The sequence below is a fragment of the Deinococcus hopiensis KR-140 genome, assembly GCF_900176165.1.
Lineage (GTDB): Bacteria > Deinococcota > Deinococci > Deinococcales > Deinococcaceae > Deinococcus > Deinococcus hopiensis.
The window spans coordinates 341,663-365,615 of the sequence record NZ_FWWU01000005.1; the positions used below are offsets into that span (position 1 = coordinate 341,663).

General features: G+C 62.3%; 23 protein-coding genes and 1 pseudogene. 10 read left to right on the forward strand and 14 right to left on the reverse strand.

Annotation, left to right across the window (positions count from 1 at the left end; all coding sequences use genetic code 11):
* Positions 1-601: 601 nt before the first annotated feature.
* The 7 genes from B9A95_RS06520 to B9A95_RS06555 form a co-directional block, all read right to left on the reverse strand.
* Positions 602-1,288 carry a hypothetical protein gene (locus B9A95_RS06520; RefSeq protein ID WP_139806529.1) on the reverse strand — a complete coding sequence of 229 codons (687 nt, stop codon included), beginning with the start codon at positions 1,286-1,288 and terminating at the stop codon, positions 602-604.
* A 148-nt stretch (positions 1,289-1,436) separates the two neighbouring features.
* Complete coding sequence (locus B9A95_RS06525; RefSeq protein WP_084046120.1) at positions 1,437-1,658, reverse strand: hypothetical protein; 222 nt, start codon at positions 1,656-1,658, stop codon at positions 1,437-1,439.
* On the reverse strand, positions 1,655-2,470 hold the full coding sequence (locus B9A95_RS06535; protein WP_084046121.1) for a vWA domain-containing protein: 816 nt from the start codon (positions 2,468-2,470) through the stop codon (positions 1,655-1,657). Before B9A95_RS06535 ends, B9A95_RS06525 begins: the two co-directional genes overlap by 4 nt.
* Positions 2,471-2,600: 130 nt before the next feature.
* Entirely contained in the window at positions 2,601-3,332 is a 732-nt protein-coding gene (locus tag B9A95_RS06540; protein ID WP_084046122.1) for a MerR family transcriptional regulator, read from the reverse strand.
* 592 nt (positions 3,333-3,924) lie between these two features.
* Positions 3,925-5,322 (reverse strand): replication initiator protein A, encoded by a 1,398-nt coding sequence (locus B9A95_RS06545; protein WP_084046123.1) that lies wholly within the window; start codon positions 5,320-5,322, stop codon positions 3,925-3,927.
* 88 nt (positions 5,323-5,410) lie between these two features.
* Positions 5,411-6,460 carry a helix-turn-helix transcriptional regulator gene (locus B9A95_RS06550; RefSeq protein ID WP_084046124.1) on the reverse strand — a complete coding sequence of 350 codons (1,050 nt, stop codon included), beginning with the start codon at positions 6,458-6,460 and terminating at the stop codon, positions 5,411-5,413.
* Between the two features lie 91 nt (positions 6,461-6,551).
* A complete protein-coding gene (locus B9A95_RS06555; RefSeq protein ID WP_139806530.1) occupies positions 6,552-7,457 on the reverse strand; it encodes a tetratricopeptide repeat protein in 906 nt (301 codons plus the stop codon).
* A 3-nt stretch (positions 7,458-7,460) separates the two neighbouring features.
* Between B9A95_RS06555 and B9A95_RS06560 the strand changes: the two genes are divergently transcribed.
* From B9A95_RS06560 to B9A95_RS06570, 3 genes are all read left to right on the forward strand, one after another.
* Positions 7,461-7,817 carry a P-loop NTPase family protein gene (locus tag B9A95_RS06560; protein WP_139806531.1) on the forward strand — a complete coding sequence of 119 codons (357 nt, stop codon included), beginning with the start codon at positions 7,461-7,463 and terminating at the stop codon, positions 7,815-7,817.
* Between the two features lie 290 nt (positions 7,818-8,107).
* Positions 8,108-8,740: an MCP four helix bundle domain-containing protein gene (locus B9A95_RS06565; RefSeq protein WP_084046127.1), complete on the forward strand. Its 633-nt coding sequence runs from the start codon at positions 8,108-8,110 to the stop codon at positions 8,738-8,740.
* Between the two features lie 351 nt (positions 8,741-9,091).
* Complete coding sequence (locus tag B9A95_RS06570; protein ID WP_084046128.1) at positions 9,092-9,538, forward strand: hypothetical protein; 447 nt, start codon at positions 9,092-9,094, stop codon at positions 9,536-9,538.
* Positions 9,539-9,844: 306 nt separating this feature from the next.
* Here B9A95_RS06570 and B9A95_RS06575 read toward each other — a convergent pair whose 3' ends face one another.
* Positions 9,845-10,735: a ParB/RepB/Spo0J family partition protein gene (locus tag B9A95_RS06575; RefSeq protein ID WP_084046129.1), complete on the reverse strand. Its 891-nt coding sequence runs from the start codon at positions 10,733-10,735 to the stop codon at positions 9,845-9,847.
* A complete protein-coding gene (locus tag B9A95_RS06580; RefSeq protein ID WP_084046130.1) occupies positions 10,732-11,499 on the reverse strand; it encodes a ParA family protein in 768 nt (255 codons plus the stop codon). Before B9A95_RS06580 ends, B9A95_RS06575 begins: the two co-directional genes overlap by 4 nt.
* 602 nt (positions 11,500-12,101) lie before the next feature.
* On the opposite strand from B9A95_RS06580, the pseudogene B9A95_RS36825 reads away from it, so the two are divergent.
* A pseudogene (locus B9A95_RS36825) lies at positions 12,102-12,197 on the forward strand (DNA/RNA helicase domain-containing protein); the annotation flags it as partial.
* A complete protein-coding gene (locus B9A95_RS36830; protein ID WP_425429913.1) occupies positions 12,193-12,408 on the forward strand; it encodes a DNA/RNA helicase domain-containing protein in 216 nt (71 codons plus the stop codon). The pseudogene B9A95_RS36825 and the gene B9A95_RS36830, both read left to right, overlap by 5 nt.
* Here the strand turns inward: B9A95_RS36830 and B9A95_RS06585 are convergent.
* Complete coding sequence (locus B9A95_RS06585) at positions 12,392-13,147, reverse strand: uracil-DNA glycosylase family protein (protein ID WP_084046131.1); 756 nt, start codon at positions 13,145-13,147, stop codon at positions 12,392-12,394. The two genes, B9A95_RS36830 and B9A95_RS06585, sit on opposite strands and share 17 nt — an antisense overlap.
* A 367-nt stretch (positions 13,148-13,514) precedes the next feature.
* On the opposite strand from B9A95_RS06585, the gene B9A95_RS06590 reads away from it, so the two are divergent.
* From B9A95_RS06590 to B9A95_RS31710, 3 genes are all read left to right on the forward strand, one after another.
* On the forward strand, positions 13,515-13,832 hold the full coding sequence (locus B9A95_RS06590) for a cupin domain-containing protein (RefSeq protein ID WP_084046132.1): 318 nt from the start codon (positions 13,515-13,517) through the stop codon (positions 13,830-13,832).
* A 259-nt stretch (positions 13,833-14,091) separates the two neighbouring features.
* Positions 14,092-14,484, forward strand: a complete 393-nt coding sequence (locus B9A95_RS06595) for an Imm10 family immunity protein (protein WP_170928477.1) — start codon at positions 14,092-14,094, stop codon at positions 14,482-14,484.
* A gap of 164 nt (positions 14,485-14,648) precedes the next feature.
* Entirely contained in the window at positions 14,649-14,954 is a 306-nt protein-coding gene (locus B9A95_RS31710) for a hypothetical protein (protein ID WP_139806532.1), read from the forward strand.
* A gap of 973 nt (positions 14,955-15,927) precedes the next feature.
* Here the strand turns inward: B9A95_RS31710 and B9A95_RS31715 are convergent.
* Together B9A95_RS31715 and B9A95_RS06610 are read right to left on the reverse strand one after the other, a co-directional pair.
* Positions 15,928-16,104, reverse strand: coding sequence for an AAA family ATPase (locus B9A95_RS31715; RefSeq protein WP_139806533.1), 177 nt, complete (start codon positions 16,102-16,104; stop codon positions 15,928-15,930).
* A gap of 48 nt (positions 16,105-16,152) precedes the next feature.
* Positions 16,153-17,463: a replication initiator protein A gene (locus B9A95_RS06610; RefSeq protein ID WP_139806534.1), complete on the reverse strand. Its 1,311-nt coding sequence runs from the start codon at positions 17,461-17,463 to the stop codon at positions 16,153-16,155.
* A gap of 1,326 nt (positions 17,464-18,789) precedes the next feature.
* Here B9A95_RS06610 and B9A95_RS33355 point away from each other — a divergent pair.
* On the forward strand, positions 18,790-18,939 hold the full coding sequence (locus B9A95_RS33355) for a hypothetical protein (protein WP_170928478.1): 150 nt from the start codon (positions 18,790-18,792) through the stop codon (positions 18,937-18,939).
* Positions 18,940-19,120: 181 nt separating this feature from the next.
* Positions 19,121-20,371 carry a vWA domain-containing protein gene (locus B9A95_RS06615; RefSeq protein WP_084046137.1) on the forward strand — a complete coding sequence of 417 codons (1,251 nt, stop codon included), beginning with the start codon at positions 19,121-19,123 and terminating at the stop codon, positions 20,369-20,371.
* A gap of 389 nt (positions 20,372-20,760) precedes the next feature.
* Here the strand turns inward: B9A95_RS06615 and B9A95_RS06620 are convergent, their stop codons facing one another.
* A complete protein-coding gene (locus B9A95_RS06620) occupies positions 20,761-22,194 on the reverse strand; it encodes a nicotinate phosphoribosyltransferase (RefSeq protein ID WP_084046138.1) in 1,434 nt (477 codons plus the stop codon).
* Positions 22,195-22,307: 113 nt separating this feature from the next.
* A complete protein-coding gene (locus B9A95_RS06625) occupies positions 22,308-23,384 on the reverse strand; it encodes a bifunctional nicotinamide-nucleotide adenylyltransferase/Nudix hydroxylase (protein ID WP_084046139.1) in 1,077 nt (358 codons plus the stop codon).
* Positions 23,385-23,953: the final 569 nt, after the last annotated feature.

Here is a 23,953-nt window from a genome sequence, read left to right on the forward strand (position 1 = left end):
GGCGTACTGAGCGCGTGAAACAACGAAAAGAGCACCACACAGCAGGGTGTGGAACCCGCGACAGGAGGCCCACAAGCATCCAGGCCACCGTGAGTGCGTGTCGGCGATCCCGCCAGAGGGCGGAGCAGAGCAACTCGAAGACTCGGTTGAATAGAATGACGGCGTCCCCCTCGGTGCGTTGTTCTTGTGTCATTGCAGCTCAAGAATGCCCCCGTCGGGGCATCCTCATCTGTTTTGTCACGCTCCCAGGCAGCACGCATAAATTCGTGGGTCCGCCCCAGGTAGACGTCCTTGCCGAATTCCTGTGTGATCCAGGCTTGCAGTTGCTTGCCTTGCCACACCCTCCCCTGCTCGAAATCCTGATGGATTTGAGCCGCCAGACGCTGCTGTTCCTCCGAGGCCAAGAGGGTCGGGGCACCACGCTTCTTCTCTCGACCGTCCCGCAACACAGCGAGCCCCCGTTCCCGATATCGGCCCAGAAGGTGGTAGGGCGCAGGGTGCCCAGGCACACGCAAGATTCCGTCGTCCGCGGCTCCAGGCTGGGTCCCATTTAGTTTATGATTTTGAGCTTGAAAGTCGAGGCATACTGAAAAGCGCTGTTTTAAAGGGCTCCTGTGCCTTTCTTGTATCGCCGTGCGTACTCGGCATTCCAGTTCTTGCTGGAGTAGGTAATATAAATCAGGAGTTTGTCCTTTACCAACATAGTGAGGAGGGGCTGCGCGCTTTTGCCACTTCCGTCCGAGTTTGGCATGTACCTGGTCCACCACTCTGGGTTGAATGTAGCCTTGCCAAGGCGAATTGCTTGAGTTTCGTTGTCATCGCCTTCCTTGTATGGGGCGTCGAAAGACTTGTTGTCCTTATAGGGCTCTCCATACTTCTCAGTTAACGCTTCTTTGATGATCTTGTACTTCTGGAAGAAGCGGTTCTCCGGGGGTTCGACGACCAGCTGGATCTGCACCAGCTTGTTTTGCGGCGTGAAAGAGGCAAAGAGCGTCGTTTCTTCCTCCGCGAGGCGGCCGGTGTATACTGCGTCCCTTTCGTCATCCAACCGAGACCAGCGAAATCCTGCTGCGATGAGGGCCTTATCGGTAGCTGTACGCCCTGACCCCCAGGGAATTTTCGAGTATGTGTACTCTTTCGGTTTTTCATCGAGAGGGTCATACTCGCTACTCACATCTGTTTCTGTCGTCTCCGCAGTGCTCTGCGGCATCTCTCGGCACGCCATGAGAACCACAGTGAGCAGAGGAAACAGTAACGTTGTTCCAGCGCGACGCCACATTCTAAGCATTAAATGAGTTTAATATAAAATTTTCTGAAACACTGTAAATTTTTTACCTGGAAGAGCAGTTATATTGCTCAACAGCCCAGAGGAGGCGTCGCACGTCGAGTGTGGGACTTCAGTACCCGAAAGTTTCTCGGAATGCTTGAAAAGCGTGTCAGGCCCGCGAGAACAGTGCGCGTCTCCTGATGTCCTCGCCAAATTGACCCGCTGCTTCACGGCGCCCTTCCCGGAGTTGTGCGAGAACCAGGTGGAACTGCTGCCGCTGATGGTCCTGGCCCTCCTTCAGGCCAAAGACGTCCGGCCCGCAGAGCGCTTCCAGAGAAGCGCGCAGACCCGTTCCGTGATCCGCCGTGTGGAACGGGTCTTTGATCGTCACCCCCCCAGCCCTGCCGATGTGGCCCGCGCCGTACTCGCTTTGCTGCCACAGGCACGTCCACGCGAGTTCATCATGGACCGCACGAACGGGAAGCATGGCCAGACTGACGTGAACGTCCTCATGCTGGCGGTCCTCTGGCGCGGTGTCGCCATCCCTCTGCTGTTCGAGGTGGGGAGCCGGGCCGCATCCTCGATATGCTCGTAGTTTCCGTCCCCGGCGTCCGCCATGGCGCGCATGAGGTCTTCCTGGTAGTCCTGGCCCAGACCGACGGTGCTGGTCGTCACGTCCCGCTCCGTGAGGCTGCGCACCTGCGCCGTGATGACGCTCTGCCGCGTCTCCCCTTCGTTGGCCTGCCCGTCGCTGAGCAGGAGCACCCGGTTGAGTGCCTGGACGTCGTGGTGCTCAGCGACGTGCGTGGCGCCCTGCAGCCACCCGGCGTGCAGGGCCGTGGTCCCGCTCGCCGTGACGCCCTCGATCTTGCGGCAGAGCGCTTCGGGGTCCCGAACCAATTGCGGGGGAATGAGGGGCCGGACGACCGTGTCGAACGTGACCACGCTGACGCGGTCCTGCGGCTGGAGCGCGCGAATGGCAGTCTGCGCGGCCTTGCGGGCCATGTCGATGGGCGTCCCCTGCATGCTTCCGCTGCGGTCGAGCACAAGCGAGAGGTTCAGGGGCAGGCGAGGTCCACGTTCAGTGTCGACCCCTGGGTGGATTCGGGCGAGGATGATGACGTCGCTGGAGCGGCCAACGGGCAGGGCAGGCTTCAGGGGGAGGAGTTCAACGCGGGGGCTGGTGGGCGCAGGGGAGAACATAGGACCTCCTGAAGGCAGAAAGGTGGAATGACCCCCGGCTGGCGGGAGCAGCAGGTGGGCGCAGACTGCGCTTTGACCCCTTCATTCTGAGGCTTACAAATCAGTATGTCAACAATACTGACTGTCTTCTTCAGTAGGGCGGGTCATCCAGCTCCTCCGCATGCCGCCCGGGCCCACTGTTCTGAAGGTCCTGCAGTGCCCTGCGCACGTCTGCCATGAGGGCATTCCACTCCCGCTCGCCCTTCGGCCACTTCAGGTTCTCCAGGACCTGAACCTCCAGGCCAGGAACGGGAATCACCCGGGTCACCCGCTGGGGAGCCAGTCTGGCCCTGGAAGGTTTGTTCTCCGCTGGCAGGGCAGGAGCCGGGGAGGGCGCAGGCCGGGGAATGGCCGGACGGGGAGAGGTGATCCCCAGCATGCTTGGCTGTGAACCGACACTGCCCCGCAGTCCCTGCAGGTAGCTCAGCGCCGAGGACGCCGCCACCTGCGGCGGCTCCCCCCGAGCTGCGCTCTCCCCTCCCCTCTCCAGCCAATGACTGCCCTGCACGGCCAGCTCCTCGAGCTCGGCTTCGCTCCGGCCGCCGAGCGCCCGCTCCAGGGCCCGTCCACTCAGGCCGTCTGCCATCAGGCGGCGCAGGGCCAGCAGTTCCAGCAGATGCTTGCGGCTGTACCGCGCTTCGCGCCCCTCTCGTACGGGGAGAGACAGCAGGCCCTGGGTGCTGTAGTGCCGAACCAGACGGGCATTGACTTCATCCTTGGGTCTTGCGGAGCGCTCCTCGGGCAGCAGCCTGGGGAGCCACAGGTTGGCCTGCGCCACCAGCTCCTCAATTCCTCCGGACCAGCTTTCCGCGATCTTCAGCACTCCTCCACGATAGCAGTCACACCACTACCGTGACAGTCCAGACTGTCGCTGTTGCGACCAGGGGGATCCTGCTGACCAGGAACCACAGCATGAACATTCCTCTGCCTTGCCTGTCTGCAATAAGTATTAAAGAAGTAAAGAATAAAAGATTGCATGCAGCAAGGGGGCGGACGAAAACTGCGTATCAGTCGAATTCTTCGGCGCAACTACGGGAAATGCGCGACGGGAAGTACAGGAAATGCGCGACGGAAAAACACCCCATTTACGGGAAATGCGCGACGGAGAGGCAAAAAAGTACGGGAAATGCGCGACGGGAAGTACAGGAAATGCGCGACGGACATGAGCAGAATTGAGGTTGATCGCTTCGCCCATAGGCAGAAAAGTACAGGAAATGCGCGACGGAAGAGGTGGAGAAGTACGGGAAATGCGCGACGGACAGTACAGGAAATGCGCGACGGAAAAAGCGTTGTCTACAGGAAATGCGCGACGGACAGATCATGAACAGCTCAGGGGATTTTCTGATGGAAACAGAGTCGGGAAGGACCTTTTCAGACCTTCCCAGAAGGCAAGTACAGGAAAAACGCGACGGATATCAGGGCCTGTCCGGACTGGACGCGCCGTTCCCCTCCACCTGGCCGACATACCAGCGCCTGAGATTTTCCGCGTCCAGCATCATCAGGGGCATCACCTGTTCCGGGTCGAGTGTGCCCGCTTCCAGGGCGTCCTGAATCTTTTCGACCTGCGCCGAGGTGAGGCGCTTGATGATCATCAGGGTGCCGAGCATCTTCACCGCGCGCTCCATACGCTCCTGCGGCGAGAGCTCCTCCTCGGGAGGAGGCTCTTCGGCTGGGCGGACGGCCCGCTGCTTCTCCCCCATCACCAGCGGCCTCTTCCGCGCGCGAAACTCCTCCAACCGCTGCGCTGCCGATCCGTCCTTGAGGATCTTGATCAGCATGCCCGGACCGCTCTTGATGGGGTACTTCGCCTTCCGGCGCTCCTCAAGCTGCCATGCGGCCGACTCCACCAGTTCCCGGTTGAAGGTCATGGCCAGCGTCTCCGCGTGGGTCCCGGTCACGCCCAGCTCGTTGAGCAGCTGCAGGGCGCGCATGTCCATGAGGTTCTGCTTCTGCGCGAACTCGAACGCCAGGGTCAGGTTGTCGCCCCGTCCGGTCCAGTCCACCCGCCTCAGGTACCCGGCGTCCCGAAGCTGCGCGAACGCGCCCTTCTCCGCGAGCAGTGGGGCCAGCAGTTGAGACACCGAGGAGCGCGACCCCATCAGGCGTGCGGACTCCACGAGCTCCACACCACGGATGGTGACCCGCATGCCCACGCGGGTCAGGTCCTGAGGATCGCGCCGCCACGCCTCCAGCAGGCGGTAGATGCCCCGCGCGGTGGGACTCGTGAGCTGCTCGAGCAGCAGGGGATCCGTGGCCAGGGTGAGGGCGCCCGTAATCGATCCCATCACGGAGGGATGCAGCTCCATCACAAACAGGCGGTTCTGCTGTCCAGGAAAATCGAGGCTCTCTTCCGTACGGGTGATCAGCGTGGGCAGCAGGGTGAGGACCGCCTCCTCCTTGACGTGCGTCAGCGTCGTGCGCCACTTGTGCCAGATCTCGTAGTTCGTGTGCCGCAGCTGCTGCAGGGCCACCGTGATCCGCTCGTAATCCGCGGCGCGCGTCCCCAGCCCCGCCTGACGCGCAATGTCAGCGACGGTCATCTGCAGCTGCGTCTCGCCATTCTCCCGCGCGGCGATCGTCTCGGTGACCAGCGCTGAGAACACGTCCCCGGCAATGCCGTGCGGGACGCCCGACGCGTGCGCCGTCGAGGAGCGGGTTCCCGCTGTGTTCTTTCCCTCTCTCGTTTCCGACGTCCAGCCCGTACGCGCCCCAGCGGGCAGTTTGCTCTGCACGCTGATCAGTCCCAGCTGCGCGACGTTGTACTCCGTGTACCGGTGTGGCGCGGCGGGCTTCAAGGCTGACCTGCGGACCATACGGTCAGGGTACACCGGGCTTCAGGATGAGGCTGTGGGTGTTGCAGCGCGGCACGTGCGCCCATCCAACACGTAGAAAGGCCGCCGCTCACGCCGCTCCTCCTGCCGGGAAGCGCAGTGGGGCGAAGGACACCTGGTTGGCCGCCGCGCGCACCTCCTTCTGCCAGCGGGCGCGCACTTCGGGTGGGCCGAGTACCTGCACCGCCGAGCCCCAACCCAGAATCCAGGCGAACACCTCATGGGGCAACTCTCGCTTCTCGTCTCGCACCTGCAGGCTCGTATCGATGGTGCCGTCTGGATTGAGGAACGGTTCGCTCAGCTGCGCGAACCCGCCCTCGAGGATCCGGTACGCCGCGTCGTGACGAAAGCGCAGGTGCACCGTGATGGCCGCTTCATCCGGTTCGCCTGTCCTCCCCCATACGCCGTGCACGTAGGCCTGTGGATCGAACGCTTCCGGAATGGAGTACTGCTCGCCTTCCAGAACGTGCAGGGCCCGCATGCGGGAGAGCCTGTAGGTGCGCACCGCGTGGTGGTACGTGGTTTCCCGGCCGATCAGGCACAGGTCGGCTGTCACGGGGTCCACTTCCACCAGGTAGATCTCGATGATATTCGTGCGGCGCGCGGCCGACCTGCCCGGCCGCAGGTACTCGAAGCGCAGGGGATGCCCGCCCATCCAGGCTGCGCAGACCCGCTCCAGATGAGGACGCTCGTGGGCCCGGCTTTTTCCGGCGTCTCCGAGGCTGCGCTGCAGGACTGGCTGGACCCGCTCCGGCAGCCAGTCGGTGAGTTGGGCCAGGGCGGCGAGCAGGTGTGGCCGCAGGACAGGGACGGCACCGGCCATCTGGCGGGCCGCGGCGTGCAGGCTGAGCACCGTGGTGGGGGACACCGTGGTGCGCTGGGTGCGCAGCAGGTAGCGGGGGGGACGGCCGGGCACACAGTGAAAGTCGTCCGGCTCGAGGCGTTCGAGGTCTTGGAGGTCCTGCTCGACGATTCGTTCGGCCTCCACCCGGTTCACTCCCTGGCGGCCCGCTTCGGGGAACAGGTGGGCGGCGAGGTCACGAACGGTCAGCGGCTCGCGGCGCAGCAGGCGCGCCGTGCGGAAGAGCCGCTCGGTCCGGGTGAAGTCCGTAGATGCCATACGGGCAGTGTGCGGTGGGCGTGTCGCACTGCTGTCCAACAGTTGTTCAGGCGTGAGTCTGTAAAAGAAAATTTGAGCGGAGAATAGTCAATTACAGGACTGTAGAAAGTGGGGCGTGGTGGAGGCGCCAGTTCTCCAGCCAGGGGTCAAGGCGGCCCTCGCAGAACGACTCCGCCTGTTCTGGACCGGGGGTATGCAGGACCCAGGTCAGATCGGTGGAGAGGCGCAGGAGTCCGTCGCCCGTCTGAACTGCACCTGGCCACCCCAGCGCGTCACGCAGGTCGCCCACCACGCGGCTGAGCGCCTTGCGCCGGGCGTTCTCGTCCCGGCCCGGCAGGTCCAGGGCATCCTGAACCCGCTCCCGTCTGAGCGTTCCCCCTTCGAGCAGCAGCACCAACAGCGCGGCTTCCGGACGCTGAGGCCGCAGGGGAAGCGCCTCACCGTGCATGCGAACCGTGACCGGGCCCTCAGCGTTTACCTCCGCCGTCCACGGGGCGGGAGACACGGGATGAATATCCACGAGTGCGAACAGGGCCGGGAAGAGCCGCGCGGTCTCCCCCACCCACTCGGAGCGCATGTTTCTCGCGGCCAGGAGGTCACGCGCGTCCTCCTCGTGGCCCTGCGTGCGCAGCAGTTCCGCATGCACGACGGCCACCAGGTGCCCGTCGTCCCGGGTCAGCCCTCCGGCACGGTTCAGGGCTGCCTGCGCGCCTTCGTGGTCTCCCAGCATCAGGCGGATGGCGGCCACGCTGGCGAACACCCGGTGGTCTCCCCCTTCCGGGCCGAGCTGACCGGCCTGTCCCGCCGCGTCATACAGGGTAGAGAGCGCCTCGTCACAGCGCCCCCACAGGGCGAGGGTCCTCGCTTCCCCCAGCAGCGCCGCCACCCGGTCCTCCACCGAAAGGGCAAGTCGGAGTGCCTCCCGGTAAGCGTGCTGTGCCCTTGGATACTCCCCGTACGCGCGGTACACGCTGCCAAGACCACGCTGTACTGCCATGAGGTGCTGCCCGGTGCGGAACGGGCGCTGGGACAGGCACAGAAATGGGCTGGCAAGGAGAGCACCGTGCAGGTCGCCAAGTCGTTGGCAGATGATGCCGAGGTTCGACCAGGAATAAGGCCTGCCCCAGGGATCACCCGCGAATTCGGCGGCCGCCTGCGCGAACTCGGGCCGGGCAGATACTTCGCCATGGTGTTCATCGACGAAAGATTTGATTCTCTGGATCCCGAAGCCCTCGATCTCGCCATGGACTGCCTCACGCAACTGCAAGACAGTGGCCGTCTGGTGGGCGTGACCTCACAGGTGCAGGAGCTTCAGCAGCACATCCCGGCCCAGCTGGAAATCACCCCGTCTCCGTAAGGCAGCCAAGTGCGGTTCGTGGTGCTGTAGTTTCGCAGAGCACCCGCCGCATGTTCGTCAGGTGCCCGTCGAGCACCACATTGTTCCTTCAACACCCAGTTGAACGGCATCTCTGGAGTCGCTCTCCTTGCAGGCATACAGACCGGCAGTCCGTCATCTGGGAAAAGCAATGGGGGTAAGCCGAACGGCACATGAATGCCCCGGACTCTAAAAGTAAACTTGTTCTTCCCGCGCACCACACACGCCGAGTGATCCCTTAAGAGCCCCTCAACGCCGCCCCCGGAGGTTTCATGGCGACGACGGAACGCATGACGGTCACCAAAGCCCTGAGCGAACTCAAGCTGCTCGACAAGCGCATTACCAAGCTCGTCGATGACACGACCTTCGTCACCCACGCCATCGGTAGTGACCCGCCCCGCGAAGCGCGCAGCCTCGCGGAATTCGGCGCCCGTTCCAAAGCGAACTACCAGGGAGCGCGTGACCTGATGCGCCGCCGGGCGGCCATCAAGGCGGCCGTCGTACAGAGCAATGCTGGCACGACCCTCGAAGTGGCGGGGCGCACGTACGTCGTCGCGGAAGCCATCGAGCGTAAAGCCAGTGTGGCGTACGAGAATCGGCTGATAACGCGGTTGCGCACCGACCTTGCCCGCGCCCGGCAGGAGGTGGAACGCGAGAACGAACGCGCGAAGAGTCGCCTCGACAGCCAGGCCCAGGCCCTGCTCGGCAAGGAGAACGCCCGGGGTGCGGAGTACGAAGCGCTGTACAAGAGCTTTATGGACCGCAACGCGCCGAAGCTCGTGGATCCCCTCGACGCGCAACAGGAGGTCGAGACCCTCGAGCGGGACGTGGACGACTTCCTCGCGGAGGTGGACCAGGCGCTGAGCGTGAGCAACGCCCTGACCCAGATTGACGTGCAGTACTGAATCCCATGGGCTTGTCGCTCGAACAGCATGCGAAGTAGACCGCTCAGACCACGGGGACACGTGGTCACGCTGTAACCTCATGTCGAATTGACTTGACTCAACATCTGCAGGAAGGGTCCGCGCCGTGAAGGGCGGTTCCGAACTCAAAGGTGAACGCGTCAAAGTTCAGGTGTCACAGGTTTCAAGCGTCTTCTGCTGAACGCTCAACTGGAAAGTCTGAACGCTCGACCAAACCCTGGATGGGTGGTGAACACGGACCCGGTCTCTCCGGCACGCGACCCCCAGGCTGAACGGCAAGCAACTCCCCGTCTGAGAAGGCGGGGCTTCTTCTCCCCTCTTTCAGGAGCTGCAATGCGTGATCTCCCCCATCCTTCAAGTGGCCCCGAACTGCCCCTCTGGAATTCCTATGCCTGTGAAGTCATCACGTTCCTGACCGAAGAGGGCTACGAGGCCTCCCTCGACGATGAAGGAGACGTCTTTTTCGTCCATGACGGGCTGCCGTGCGTGATCTCCACCTGGGAGGCAGACCCAGCGTATTTCCGCCTGGCGTCCTTGTCCCTTCGGACCATCGAGAACGAATCAGACCGCTTCCGGGTATACGAGGCGGCCACTTACGTCCATAACCACTTCAAGATGGGACGCATTCTCGTGGATGACCATGAGGTCTTTGCGGACGTCACGGCTTTCCTGCCGTCAGAAGGGACGTGGCGGGATGTGTTCTACCGTCACCTGCGCGCCCTGCTGGTGATCTCGGCGAGCTTTTTGGAGCACATGCGCGCGCAGTGGGAAGCGCAGTAACGGGGAGACGGAGACCTCTCAACACACTCCAGACAGCATGACCTGACAGTGGATGAATGCCATGCAGAAAACAAATCAAGGCGGCCTTTCAGCCACCTTCTTAGCTCTGAGATGCAGCAGTACGCCTGAGGCCCAGGTCACCTTCTGGGTGATAGAGCTTGGCCAAGGTGGCTCACTGGAACCCCTGAGGGCCAGGGAAGTGAGGCTCTGTCGCAACCTGGACGTTGAGTCGTCTACACGGGAATTCGTTGTCCTGAGCAGTAAAAATCCGCCTGTTGGCCGAGCGTTCTTACGCGTAAGAACAATTCAGTCACCGAGCGCGTTGCGCACTGCTTCTGGCATTTTTGCCAACCAGCGGTCCAAGGCCTTGCGGGCGTCGGGATCGAGAGCACTGATGAACCGAGTGCTGCCCAGTACCCGCGCCACGCGCAGGGCCTCCGGAACCTTTTCTTTGCCTTTTGCTTCTCCCAGACGTTTGATCTCCGCCTGAATCTCCTGTCGGCCTGCTCCTGTCTGAGCCAGGGCAACAAGGGCGGCGTGATGTTCATCAGGTGCCGCCACGATGATCGACCCCAACGTGAACGGCAGGCCAGCCCGCACCGCTTCCAGCACCACAGACGGCCATTTCAGGATGCGGAGTTTGTTCTTTGCGAAGGAGGTCCAGTTTTCCCCCAGAGGAGCGAACGCAGATTCCAGGGCGGCATGCTCCTCACCCGGCTCCCCACGCAGAAGCTGCATGAGTCGGGCACGCGCGTCCTCGCGGGGCAGGCCCAGCACCGAGGCGACCAGGTCGAGCTTGGCATCCACCTCGTCCACCGTGTTGAGGTCCTCCCGCTGCAGGTTTTCGACGAGGGCCATCCGCTGGGCTTCCCTGTCCGTCAATTCCCGCACGACCACGGGCACCTCCGTGAGGCCGGCCCGTTGCGCCGCTCGCCAGCGGCGCTCTCCGGCGACAATCTCATGCCCGACGTCCACAGGCCGCACAAGGAGAGGTTGAAGCACGCCCTCCCGGCGGACGCTCTCGGCCAGGCTCTCCAGCCCCGCCTCGTCAAACGCCCGCCGGGGCTGTTGGCTGCCCGGCCGGAGTGCGTCCACCGGGAGATGGTGAACCGGGGAGGTGCCAGGCTGCGTCAGGTCTGCCGCGCCAGCCAGGAGTCCGGCCAGATTGCGTTGACGTTCCGGCCGCTTCCGGGTCATGCGGGACCGCCGTACGGAAGGTCCACCGCCTGCGCGATATCTGCAGTCAGGGTCTGAATGTCACGGTGAACCGGACTGTTCGGCGCGTAGACGCCCACTGGGGCACCCTGAGCCGTGGAGTCCAGCCAGACAGCCTCCCGCTGTGGCACCGGCGTCGCGAGGGGGGAGAGGTTCGCCCGCAGGTCGGCAAGCACCTCGCGGTCGTGCAGACGACGCGCGTCGTAGAAGGTAGGGACGTACATCGCGACGGTGAGGTCGGGACGAACCTCCCTGTACTCCGTAAACGCCTCCTGCAGGCCGGGCAGGGCGTCCAGACCCTTTTGCCGGGTGGGGACGGGCACGATCATGCGGTCGGCCGCGAGCGCGCCGAGAATGGCGAGCTGACCCAGCGAGGGAGGGGAGTCGATGAGAACCAGGTCGTACCGGTCCGCCACGCCCTCCAGCGCACGGCGCAATCTGGTCTGGGCGCCGACCCGGCCCATCATCTGACTCTCGGCGAGGGCAAGTCCCACATGCGCCGGGATGAGGTGCAGGCCGTGAACCTCCGTGGGGTGGGGGAGAGGAAGGCCGTCGACAGCGACGGAATAGACTGTCGCCGCGCGGACGACGCCCGTGACTCCAAGCCACCCTGTCAGGTTGGCCTGAGGGTCAAGGTCGATCAGCAGAACGCGTAGACCAGAACGGGCCAGCTCATGCCCGACGTTCAGCGTGAGGCTGGTCTTCCCCGCGCCGCCCGCGTGGTTGAACACAGTGAGGGTGATCACGGGGAGACGATACCGCGCCAGAACAGGAAGAGCATCCGTAACTGCACAGCACGATGTTCCGCTCGTGCTGTGCAGTTACGTCATGGGTAGGTTTTCGGCCATCACAATGCCGGGTCGGGCACATATACCGTGTGAGATGCGTCAAGTCCCGTGATCGTGCATTGGACTTCTGAAAGCTCAGGGCACTGCTCGAGCCACGACATCTCCTCACAGCTTCCCCTCTTTCTCAGCACACCGACAGCCAGAATGGGAAGTCGTGGGTGTTCTCCGTCCTGGCCCTTCTGGCGACGTGCGGACTGGCGACCAACGCGGCTGAGGACCGCCTGTGCCGCCCTCGATCTTTCAAGCTAAAATGATCAACTCACCCGAGATAGCCCCATTTTTTGGGCTCTGCCTTCTATGGAGGTGTACGTCACGCGGGACTTGGAGGATGCCAAAACGTATGTGCGGGCCCGGTGTGAAGGAGCCGAGGACAAACGCTACGGGCTGCTGGCGTCCAGCAAAGCCAGCAACCTCAAACAGATAAGCTTGGACACCTGGAATCAGGGGGTGAAGGCTTACCAGGCTGGCACGTGGTTTAACATCCAGCGTCCGATCCCAAGTCCTGCTGTCAGCTCACCCGCATCGCGTCGGAGTTCGTATGCCAGGGGCTCGAGCTGGATTTTCCCATCCTCTGTTGGAGCAGTGACCTGAATGGACGGGGACGGGGCCTGGAACTCCCCTACACCCCGTGCCCCTACAGCAGGCAGGCGGGCGCCGGAAAACCCTCACCAGCTCCGCCTGAATTCCTACCGGGTGCTTCTCTCTCGAGGTCGAGACGGCCTGATCCTGTACGTCCCCCAGCGACCCACCCTTGACGTCACCTACGCGTACTTCCAGGCAAGAAGCTGCCTTAGAAGCTTGAAGTAGGCCCATTAAAGGAGAGCGGAGTGGCTCCCTGGAGTGTGGGACTCTTTGGCAGAGAACGGAGCCACCGGGGTCCACGAGCGTCAAAGGCGTGTTGAGCCAATTGCTGCGCCAGTTCCAACGTGGAGAGCAGGTGCGCCCGCCGTTCCGGGTGTCCGTTGAGAGCCAAGCCGCTCGCGTGCCAGGTCGACAGGGTGGTGAGCGCAGGAAACTCCGCCGCAAGGCCTGACCAACCGACCGCAGCAGGTCGCCCGAACGTCACGACAACACGAAGGTCTGGCAACAAGGCCAGCAGTGCGTGCAGATGCCCTCGGCCCTGCACAATCTCACTCGGTTGCACAGGTCGAATGCTATTTCCATTCCCGACGTACCAGGGCACGATGTTCCAGGACATCAGCCAGTCCCGATTGACGCCCGCCTGCTGCGTCAAGGTAAAGACGGTTTGGGCGGTGAGGTCGTTGTTGTCCATGCTGACGAACCCGCTGCCTCCCAAATGTTGGGACGCTTTCGGGCCTGGTGCTTCGAGCAAGTACAGGATTCTCGCGTGAATGCCGCCCCCTACAGGATCAAGGTCTGGAATGTTCAGCCCCTGCTCGTGAATTTGCTTCCGCAAGTCCTGCACGTATTCACTCAGCGGCGCATGGTGTGGCGCTTGAAGCAGTTGCCGCCGGTGTTCCAAGTGCTCGGGCTGGGCAAGCTGCCGAGGCTCCTTCGGATAGGGAACGAGGGGAGGGGACGTCATGCTTCAGCTTATGTCGCCCCTGCGCTGAGCACGGACCACTTTGCCCATAAGTCATCCCATAAAAGAAGGCGACCCGGAGGCCGCCTTGATTTGTTCAAAAAAGGTCTATATTCACCCCTTGTCCAATTCTGCAGTTGGAAGGCCAGAAGTTGCGCTCCTGTACTTCAGGAGTGGCCTGAAGTGCTGGGGGAACATCACGGCACTGGCGTCGGCGCACGTCAATTAGAACAGTGCGATTTGTGTGCCTTCCCGCTCCAGTTCCGTCAGGGCGGCGACGCGCAGAACTCCAGGTTCAGACTAATCAGTCCCGGCAGTCACAGAGAACATAGGTTCTTGCCGTTATCCTGATCACCCTCAAGGAGGCCGTATGACGTCCGAACCGGGTGACCAGGTAGGAACGCGACTCATGTTTGAAAACGAGCGGATCCGGGTGTGGGATCTGGCGCTCGCTCCTGGCGAGGCGCTGGAAGCGCACGTTCACCGCCGTGATTTCTGCTTCATCGTGGTGCAGGGAGGCCATCTACAACACGTCCACCCGACCGATCCAGCTCAGAGCCAGGACGTGCAGTATGAGGCGGACCAGGTCGTGTTCCTCGAAGCAGGGCAAGGCTTGCTGCACCACAAACTGGTCAACGTAGGGGAGAAGTCCTATCGCAACTTCGTCATCGAGCTCAAGGACACCTGAGGACCTGCTGGATGGGCGATGTCCTTTGCGAGAACCGTTGAGATCCGAGGGTTCCTGTTTACAACTGCCTGCATGGGAGAGGTGTCGCTGGTCTCCGTGGCGGGTCTGAAGAGCCGCTGCAGTGTGCCCCCGGTCATGTTCGTTTCCGATACGTCCGCTCGCCTGACATACGTTGTGTCGGCTCAGCACGCAATTGGGCGTCATGCGGACCCGTTGCAAATCCACAGCACGTTTCCCTGAGACGTGCGATCCTACCCTCATGCCTGTCCGCTTTGTCGCCAGTGCTCTTGCGGTCGAGGACCTTCCCGACGTCAACACCTTCCTTATCGCCTTGGCTGACAACGCTGAGGAGCCCGTGCATCTGTTGGAGTTGCAGAAGGCACTGGAGGCGGATGAGGACGACCCCGATTCCGACACCTACTGTCTGGTCCGAGACGGGGAGGTCACGCACTACGGCGGCGTCACAGCCTGCCTGCTGCATGAACACTGCTTGATTCTGCGGCTTGACGACGAAGCTGCCAGCGCTCTGGGAACCGACGGCTTTGAAGTTGAGCTCGATTTGGAGGAGGAGGAGTGCGTGGTCCTGCACGGTGCCATCACCCGCCTCTTGCAGGGTGACCGCCTTAAGCCAGGCAACCTGGTGCTGGGGTGACGGTCCTCCCCCTGGATGACTCCCGCTGGGCCTCCCCGCAACACGCTTATGGTTCAGCCGCCGATGTGCCGGACCTCCTCCGTCAGCTCCATGGCGAGCATGCACCGCAAGGGCGTGAGGGGCCCTGGTTCTCACTGTGGAGCGCTCTGTGTCATCAGGGCGACGTGAACACAGCCTCCTACGCGGCGCTGCCGTACCTGGTGGCCGATGCAGCGTGCCTTGCGCTGGCGGAGCGTCTTGGGCACCTGCACTTTGCGGGGTCCATCGCGGCCCTCAGTCGAGCGGAACGCTCCCCAGCGGTTCCGGAAGACCTCACCGCCGCCTTCGAGGACGCGGTCCGGCGTTTGGGTGACCTGGCCCTGGAAGCGCTGGGCACCCTCCCGATCGCCAGCGAGGAGGACCTGGGCGTATTGCTGGGTGCCGTTGCGGTGGCCAAGGGACAGGCACCTCTGGGGAACCTCCTTCTGTAATGGACTCCTGAACTGGGGTGCGAGGACTGTGGGGAGCGGTCGTGCCGGCGAGCTCCGCCTATGCCCTGGAGCCCTGAATGACCGTAAAGTGCCCGTTTGCCAAGACGCCTACGGTCCAGGCATCCAGGTGCTCGAGAAACCCGGTAGGGCTCAACGGTCTGAGCATCCAGTCCAGCAGCACTTGTCGCGAAAGGACCGCCACTTCGGCCTCGTTGAGGGCCTCAAAGGATGGGACCCCCCCCATTACGTATCGACCGTTGTGTGGGATGTCCATATTAGCGGTTGTGCCGTGGCGGTCAGAGCCTGAGGAACTCGACCTTTGTATGGGAGCAGGGGGCTTTCAGCACGGAAAAACCAGGAAAGAAGCGGCCACCCGCCTCTTTTTTCAGTGAAGGAGCAGGCCCTGAGGAGGGTCGACGCTTGTATGGGGGCTGTCCTGCACCGGACGAGCGTTGTGTGGAACCCTGTCGACGCTTGTGTGGAGCAGGGCTAAAGGGCACGAGTGTTGTGTGGAGAGGTATCGAGTGTTGTGTGGAAAAACCGCAGGAGGAATTCAAGCGGCGGAAACGCACTCAAGAATTTCTGAGCCTACACGCCCGAATCACCAACGTTCACCCTCACACGCGAACCAGTGCATCAGCACCAACCAAAAGGCAATGGTTGATGATTGCTACAGGGGTCGCCTGAAGTTCAAGCCATCCCTGCCCTCAGTTCGCTGTAATGCCAATGAAGGCAACACAACCCGACAAAGGCGTACTGCGACTCAAGGAGGCCCTGCGTCCTCTAGAGTCGCAGTACGCCTATCAGTTGGCCGGGAACCAGGGACTTGATCGTCGCAACATCCAGGTGCCCTGGAATTCGATTCAAGCCGCGAACACAAATGGGGGAGGGGAGAGCCAGGGCGACATTGTCTTGAGCCAGGACCGCCAGGGTACAGGGTGTCTTCCAGCTCGATCTCCCGTTACCCCCCGTCTCAGGAGATGCTCCGGACGCCGAGCCAGTCAGTGAAGTTCACTCGCGGTTCAGCATCGGTAAGGATCACCCGGTATCCCGGACGCCTCAGGGTATAGCCGATGTCACGCACACTGCTTGACTTTCCTACCCCACCGGCATGGTTGGAAAAGGTCAGGTCTTTCTTCGTCCCCGCCATGCCAACGCCCCCTGCTTCTCGGGGAGGGCAGAAGGAAAAAAAAGCGGCTCAGTTCAGGGACAGCAGTGACTTGAGGAGAGAGACCGCCTGCTCGCGCTCCTCCTTCGGACGTCCCAGAACACGCTGATGAATGTCCTTCAAAATGCCCTCGGGGAGGGAAGTGATTTCTTCCCGGCGAACGCCCTCCGCCTTCAGCAGGAACGCGAGGGTGCGGACGAGGTCTTCTTTGGAAGCGGGGACGTCCTCCTGCGGGGCGGGGGCAGCAGCTTTACGGGGCAGTTTCTTCGGGATCTCCTCCGGGGAGTCCGTCCCCTCCGGCCAGGCATATTTGCCGCTTCCATAGGAGCGGACCACATCGAGGACGAAGCCCACCTCGTTCTGGGGTCTGTATCCCCGTGCCAGGATGGCCCTGGCCTGCTCGACACCGATCCTGACGTGCTGCGGGTGGTCGAGGGCCGTCTTCTTGGCCGCAACCACCGGGACTTTCATGGCGACCAGCAGCGCGACCAGTTCTGGATCGGCTTCGGCTGATGCCTGCCCGAACGTGTAGGTCACCACCTGGCGTTTGCCGCGACCAGTAACTTCGACGTCCTTGAGGTACTCGGAATGGAGGAGATCCTCGTGAATAGGATCGAGCGTACGGCGAATCTTGTCCGGCTTGTCCGTGGCGATACCGCAGCGCTGGGCGAGGTCCATCAGGGGGATTTGCAGGCTGACCGTCCGGGCCTGATGCTGTACGGGGTCGTGCCGCAGCGCGTCGAGAACCCGGTAGGCTGCCCGGGCGGGTTGGCCGAGCTGCCGGAGCAGAGAGGTGCTGACGAATTTGAAATAGCCGTTGCGGATATTTCGCGTCAGTTCCTGCGGCAAGGTCACCGCGATGAGCTTTGCTCCATCGACATCCTTGCGGCTGCGCGTGAAGACGAGCTTTTCGATCAGCCGGAAGCCGACTGTGACCCAGTCGTCGTCCTCGTGGCTGCGCCATGCTCCGCTGATCCAGTACTGGGTGGCGCTCAGGCGTTCCAGGCTCTCGCGCAGCATCCGCCGGTTGGCCCCACTGTCTTCCAGTCCACACATCTGGAGGAGGCGGTAGATGGTGAACACGAGGACGCCGTTTTCCGGGCAACCTTGCTCTATGTAGAGTTCCTGCAAAGCCAGGTAAGAGTCGTTGTCGATGCCGTGCGGAACCCCGTACTTCTGCGCCCCGTTACACTCGACCTCACTCGCAATGCCCGAGCGCTCGAACGCCACCTTCCAGGAGGTGTAGTCCGGAGCGATCTTCCGCTGAATCGAAATCAGGCCGAGCTGAGCGACGTTCAGGTCCTCTCTCAGCACGACGTTCTGGTCAGCAGGTCCGTTCAAAGCTCCTCCGGGCCTCTGCATTCTAGTGGCCCCCCGGTTCAGACTCCATGCCGTTATGAATGGGGGAAAGTCGAAACAGCCCTACCGTTATGAATGGGGGATTGTAGAAGACTTTCGTCTCCACGGGGCGTTTTCCTCGGTTCAGGCCATCATGCCGTTACGAATGGGGGATTAGGCAGAAAAGATGCCGTTATGAATGGGGCATTTCACCCCTACATACCGTTATGAATGGGGGGAAGACCCCCGTTATGAATGGGGGATTGGTACCGTTATGAATGGGGGGTTCTCACGACGCCCTACCGTTATGAATGGGGGATTTGGAGGGGAAAATGCCGTTATGAATGGGGGAAAATACCGTTGTGAATGGGGGAAAACTGCTCAGAAATCACGTCCTGCACGCAAGAAGGGTCCACCACTGATGATGATCATATCAATCTTTAAAAAGATAAAAACAAAAACAAAAAACAACAATCAGGGGTTCCTGCGGGCAGGCAGGAACCCCACCGCTCCTGGCCTGCTGAGGACCTAACGGTGGGACCGGGACAGAAACGCGCGGCGAACTGTGGAGTGATGGGTTCCTGTTGAGATGATCAGAGGGCGTCGATCGGGGAGTGACCTCGACCTTCGTGTCAGGAGAGGTGGTAAGGAAGACCGGAACGGCCTGGATGACCTGTGTGGTCGGAGGGGGAGGGTCAATACACAACCCTGCAAGCAGTACAGCCGCTCGTCAAGCTCTGGCACTACAAGTAAGTGAGGCTGGTGATCCGCAGTGACAGCGACTTGATCGTCTCCGATGCTTGTTATGCGAGCAACGAGGGCCGTGACCGCATCCACGAGCGGTGAAAGGGTCATCTCGGACACGCCCTCGGCCGACCCCTACGGGCGCGCGTTGTGAACCTGCAGGTAGAGATGCTGACGCCGAATGAGCTGTTCCCAGATCTCTACGGGAGCATCCTGTGGGGGTGCCCAACTGAAGGGTAGACCGGTGAAGAAGCCGCTTACTCTGCTCACTGTGCTCTCCGTCGGCGTACTGGAAATACCGTCCACACAGCAGCGTGAGCCCTCCGTCAGAGAGGCAGGTCAATTGCTGAAGCGTTAAATGCAATAGGACGACATACTGATCTTCTCCCCGCCGCAGGTGGGTGAAATCCTTGATCCGCTCCTTATGACGAGCAACTCAGGTTGTCATGGTTTTCAGTGCAGACGCAATGAGGCGTTGAGTGATTTGCGCCAGCTGTCCTGCCAGCGCCAGGCTGGACCTTCGAGGGCTGCATCCCACCGCCGCCCGCTGCTCTCCCCGACTTTCTTCGGGCTCCTCAGAGGAACGTGAGCTGGGCGACCCGCGCCTTGGTCCGGCTCGATCTGCAACTCCAGATCGGGAGTGGGTTCGCATGGCTGAAAACAGGGCGGGAGTGGAACACCTTGCCCGAAGAAATCGGAGCGACGCTGCTTGACGTGCAGGCCCATCAAGTCTGACGTCAGCCCTTGACGCGAACAGAGGAGAGGATAAGAAGACGGGAATGGTACATATTTAATTGTTGACAATTTGAGCTGTTCAGGTATGATGATCCTACCGACAAGTCCTGTCCGGACTACCCCGAATCCACCACCCGACTGAAGGTGGTGGTCGCCCCCACTCATACCCTGGAGAACCACCATGACGGACCTGCCCCCCCGGATCGAACTCCTCCCCCTCAAGGCCGCTCTCCCTATGGGCTTGGACGGCGAGACGACCGTTCTGGTCCGCATTCGCCCGTTGGACCTGCCCCCACAGGATGGTCCGCGTCCGCCCCTGAATCTCGCCCTGGTAATCGACCGCAGTGGCAGCATGAGCGGCCATCCGCTGGCCATGGCACGAAAAGCCACCCAGGTCGGCCTGCGCAAACTCGAAGCGCAAGACCGGGTCAGCGTCGTGATCTTCGACGACGAGGTCGAGTTGCTCGTTCCTTCTCAGCCTGCTGAGAACATCGAACACCTCTGCCGTGTGGTGGAAGGCATCACGGATGGAGGCTCCACCGCCCTGCATGCTGGCTGGCTCGACGGGGCCATGCAGGTCGCTGGGCATCTCAACCCGCAGGCGCTGAACCGGGTGCTGCTCCTGAGTGACGGCCATGCGAACGTCGGCAAGCGCCGGGTGCAGGAGATCGTGCCGGACGTCGCGGGCCTCACGAAGCGTGGGGTCAGCACCAGCACCATCGGGCTGGGGACCGGGTACGACGAGGACCTCCTGCGCGGCATGGCCGTGGCGGGCGACGGCAATTTCGAGCATATCGAGGATCCAGAGCAGCTGCCCCGCTATTTCGACGCCGAGTTTAGTGCCCTGTCCCGAACCACTGGGCACACGGTCAGTCTTGGGATCGAACCGAATCCAGCGCTGGGCAGCTTGCGCCAGGAGGTGCTCAACGACCTCGCACGCAACGACCTGGGCCGTTACCAACTGCCGAATCTGATGGCCGGGCAACCGATCGAGATCGTTCTGACTCTGCATGTCCCAGCCCAGCCACAGGGAGTGGACCTCGGGATCACTCGCGTGCGCCTGGCGTGGACGGGACGTGATGGGGTACGCCGGAAGATGCGGGCGCAACTCAATCTTCCGGTCGTGTCCGGGGAAGCGTACGACCTCCTACCTGAGAACGAGGAAGTGCGCCTGGCGCTGGAGTTGCAGCGCAATGCCCGGGCCAAGCGTGACGCGGTGGATCGCCTGGACGCGGGGGATGTGCTGGGCGCGCAACGGGTGTTGCGGAGCCGTCGAGAGGTCTTCGGCCTCGTGGCCCCCGCGCCAGCCTTCCTCCGGAGCCAGGAACTGGACGAACTGGCGGATCTGGAACGGAACGTCGCGGGAGATGCCAATGTCGCCCGTAAACGCGCCGCGAGCCAGAGCTTCGACCGCAGCCGAAGCAAGCGCTGAGAGGACGGATGAGAGGCGGCTGCATCAACCAATGACGCAGCCACCTGTAGGCTGGCACGTTAAGCCACGACTTCCTTCGCTGGCACGGTGAAGTCAGGAGGTTTTGTTGTGCACGAGATGGTCATCCGTGCCCAGCCTGCTCTGCGCGACTGACAACGCTTTGCCAGAAACCTGAGCTGGACTGCTGCTCACCAGAGGCTGTCACGTCTCCTCGCTCGCGCCCCCTTCCTGGAAGCGCAACCGGGCGGCTCCCGGATCTACCTGTTGGGGGAATGCGGTTCGTCGTGGAGAACGGCGTGCTGGCGACCATCTACCGACTGCACTCCCTGGACGTCAGGGGAAAGGACGCGCTGCCGGAAGCAGCGCGTCCCTTCCTGCAGCCCATTTGCTCAGCTGCCCAGTGCCGCGCGGGCACGAACGGTCTCAAGATCGTCTTCGATCAGCACTTCCCCGTCGCGGTACACGGTGCGCATGGCGGAACCCGGAAAAGTTGTGTCAAACGTCTGGTACTGCCTGGTCACGTACTTGCCGTCCTCAATCACAACGTCGAGAACCCCGTCCTTGCTGCGCTTGCCTGGATCAGTGATGGGGTCTTTGTACACGCCCATGAAGGTGCCGTCCCCGAACAGCTCGGCGCTGAGCTTGTACGCGACGCGCTGGGTATCGCGGTCGACCTGCTGGAGGAGCGCCCCACCCATGCCGAACGCCACGTTGGTGAGGGAAAAGCCGTCCGTCTCGATGGCCGCGATGATCTCGCGGATGGACTCCGCGTTGATCCCGTCCCCCTGGATGACGCGGACGTTGTTGAGCACCTTGTAGCCCTTGCTGTTCAGCGTGGTGCCGAAGCGGCTCGCCAGAACATTGACCGTCATGCGGACCATATCGGCCGGGTTGCCGGAATCCGGGCGAATCACGAGTGTGGTGCCCGAGTCGATCACTTCCTGCCGCAGCGCATCCCCCCAGATGTTGCTGAGGGCGTTTTTCAGGTCATAGCTGTCGCTGACCACAGCCAGCAGGCCGCCTTTGGTCCCCAGCGCCTTCAGGGCGTGGCGGTAGGCGTCCACCTCGCCTTCCTTGCCCCAGGAGGTGACGGTGGAGTGCTCCGCCGCGGGAATGCTCACGGCGGCCATGGGGGCGCGGTAGTAGTTGCGCAGCATCCGCACCCCCGCAAACGTGTCGGAGCCCTGGAAGTTCACCAGGTGCGCTGCGCCGCCGATGGCCGCGCTCTCCGCGCTGCTCACCCCACGTGAACCGAAGTCGTGCAGCTTGTAGGGAAGCTCCGCTTCGGGGTGGTCGCTCGTGCGCTCCAGCGCTTCTTTGATGATCTGCTTGATGTGCCAGCTTTGCGTGGCGACCGTGATGGGGTACCACACGCGTTCCAGGAGGGCTTCAAAGTAGCCGACCAGGAAGGGGAGTTCCGGATCGGTGTTGGTGACGGTCATCAGCGGCGTCCGAACGGGAACGACGCTGCCTTCAGGCAGGGCGCGGATCTCCAGGGGAAGGCGGCCACCGTGGACCTGGGGAATACGCAGCATCTGTTCGAGCGGAAAGGTAACGCCGTGCTGCCCGAACGCTTCGGCGGCTTCGTACACCATCGCTTCCGTGACGCGGGTTTCCATCCAGCGCTTGAGGATGTACTGAAGGCCGAACATCACGGTCCTGGCGTAACGTCCGCCCCGGCTTTCGAGGTAAGCGGTGTGGCGCACTGCCCCGGGCTTGTACTGGAAGGCGTGCGACACCTTGTAGGAGTCGGTGTCCAGCAAGATGTTCTCTTCGCTGAGGGGGATGATGATCGGAGCAAGCTGTTCCTGGGTCTGCGTCATGGCGGTGACTCCTGCGTGGGGGAGAGGGGGAGAGCTGGGCAAGGCTTTCATCAGCGGGTGAGTCTCAGTCCTCGGGGAACGAACAAGGCCTGAATGCCTCAGAAGGGGATTCGTTACCGCATATGCGTGACGTGCGGCAGGCCGGGTCGGCCGAGGTTCGGCGCGAGCAGGAAGGCTTCGAGGATGGCGTGGTGATCTTCAAACCACTCACGCGGGCTGCCCAGCGCGGCGCTGATCGGAATCCACATGGCTTCCTGCGCGTCGTCGCTCCCCTGCACGTTGGGAAGAGAGCCGTTGCCCAGATGAAAGTGAAACGCGGTGGTGATGGTGCGGCCACGCAGGGAACGTGCGGGATGATCGAAGGTCTCTTTGCCCACCAGGTAGTTGCTCCATTCCTGCGCGCCGAACATCGGGCCCAGGCCGGTCTCCTCGCGCAGTTCCCGGATGGCGCTGGTCAGGAGCGGCTGGTGAACGTCGAGAAAGCCGCCAGGAAGGGCAAGCTTGCCTTTGCCCGGGTTGACGCCCCGGCGGATTGCGAGGACGTGCCCGCTGCGGACTACGACCGCGTCGGTCGTATTAAACGTGGGGGGGAAGGGCGAAGACGCCCAGGCCGCCCGGTACGCGAGGATGTCCCGCCATTCGGACTGAAGCTCAGCGTAGGCAGGGGTTTGCGCGAAGGTTTGCAGCTGGGCATAGACGGCAGCGGGGACGTCCTGAGCGACGCGTTCCATGTCGCCTTCAAAGTAGGCCTGGCGCACGCTTGAGGCGCTGTGCTCCAGGCGCACCTGCGTCGGGAGCGGGTCAAAGCCGGGAAAGGAGTGAAGGTAGTAGCTGGTCTCGTCCTTGAGGTGCCCGATCAGGGCCACGTCGTCGGTCCCGCGCGTATGGGTGTACACAGCCTGCTGCACTTCGGCCAGCCACATGTCCTCGTTGTAGTGGTGGTCGCGGACGCTGGCGACGATGACGCGGTGGGCTGGAACGCCTTCAGCGCTCAGGGCGGCGCGAACCATGACTTCGCGCTCTTCCTCGTGCCAGGGGTTGCGGATGCTACGGGCGGCGTTGGCGCTGCCGAGAACGATGATCAGCTTTTCGACCCGCTGCAGGGCCTCTTTGATCACGGCGAGGTGGGCGTTGTGCAGCGGTTGGAACCGACCGATGTAGACCCCGAATTGCCTTTTGCGCGTGGACATGACTTTCCCTCCTTCTCATCTTAGGATTTTCCCTCAATGAGTCATGGCTCATAATAGGTTCCTAGGCTGATGAGTTTTGTGAGATAATAGAGCAGAGGGTGCCTGAACTGACGGCGTGCAGCACATCCGGATGTACGGACGTTCCGGAAGTTCCTGCGAAATCGCATCTTCTGCAATCTTGGAGGACCAAGATGGGAAAGAGAGAACTTCTTAAAATGTTTGGCAGGTCAGGATTGGCCGAAAGGCAACCGTGAAGAAGAGTGCTCTTCTCCTGCTGCTAATACCCTTGCTGGGCAGTTGCGCTGCTCCCAGCGCCCACCTCACCACCCAGGCCTACGCTCCTCCCACGGCCGGATCAGGCGGAGGTGAGTCCTTGACCTTCTGCGGTCTCGGCGCGATGCAGGCCAGCTCCACCATCACAATGCTCGCAGGTCGGTTCTTCGTTGCCGGAACTGATACCGATCCCTGCAAGCGTCAGGTGAAAGGTTTTTTGTGGCGGTACAGCGCGGTGGGCGACCTGATGCCCTCCTATGGCACAGGAAGGGAGAGGCGTTTCGATCTCCCCGTCC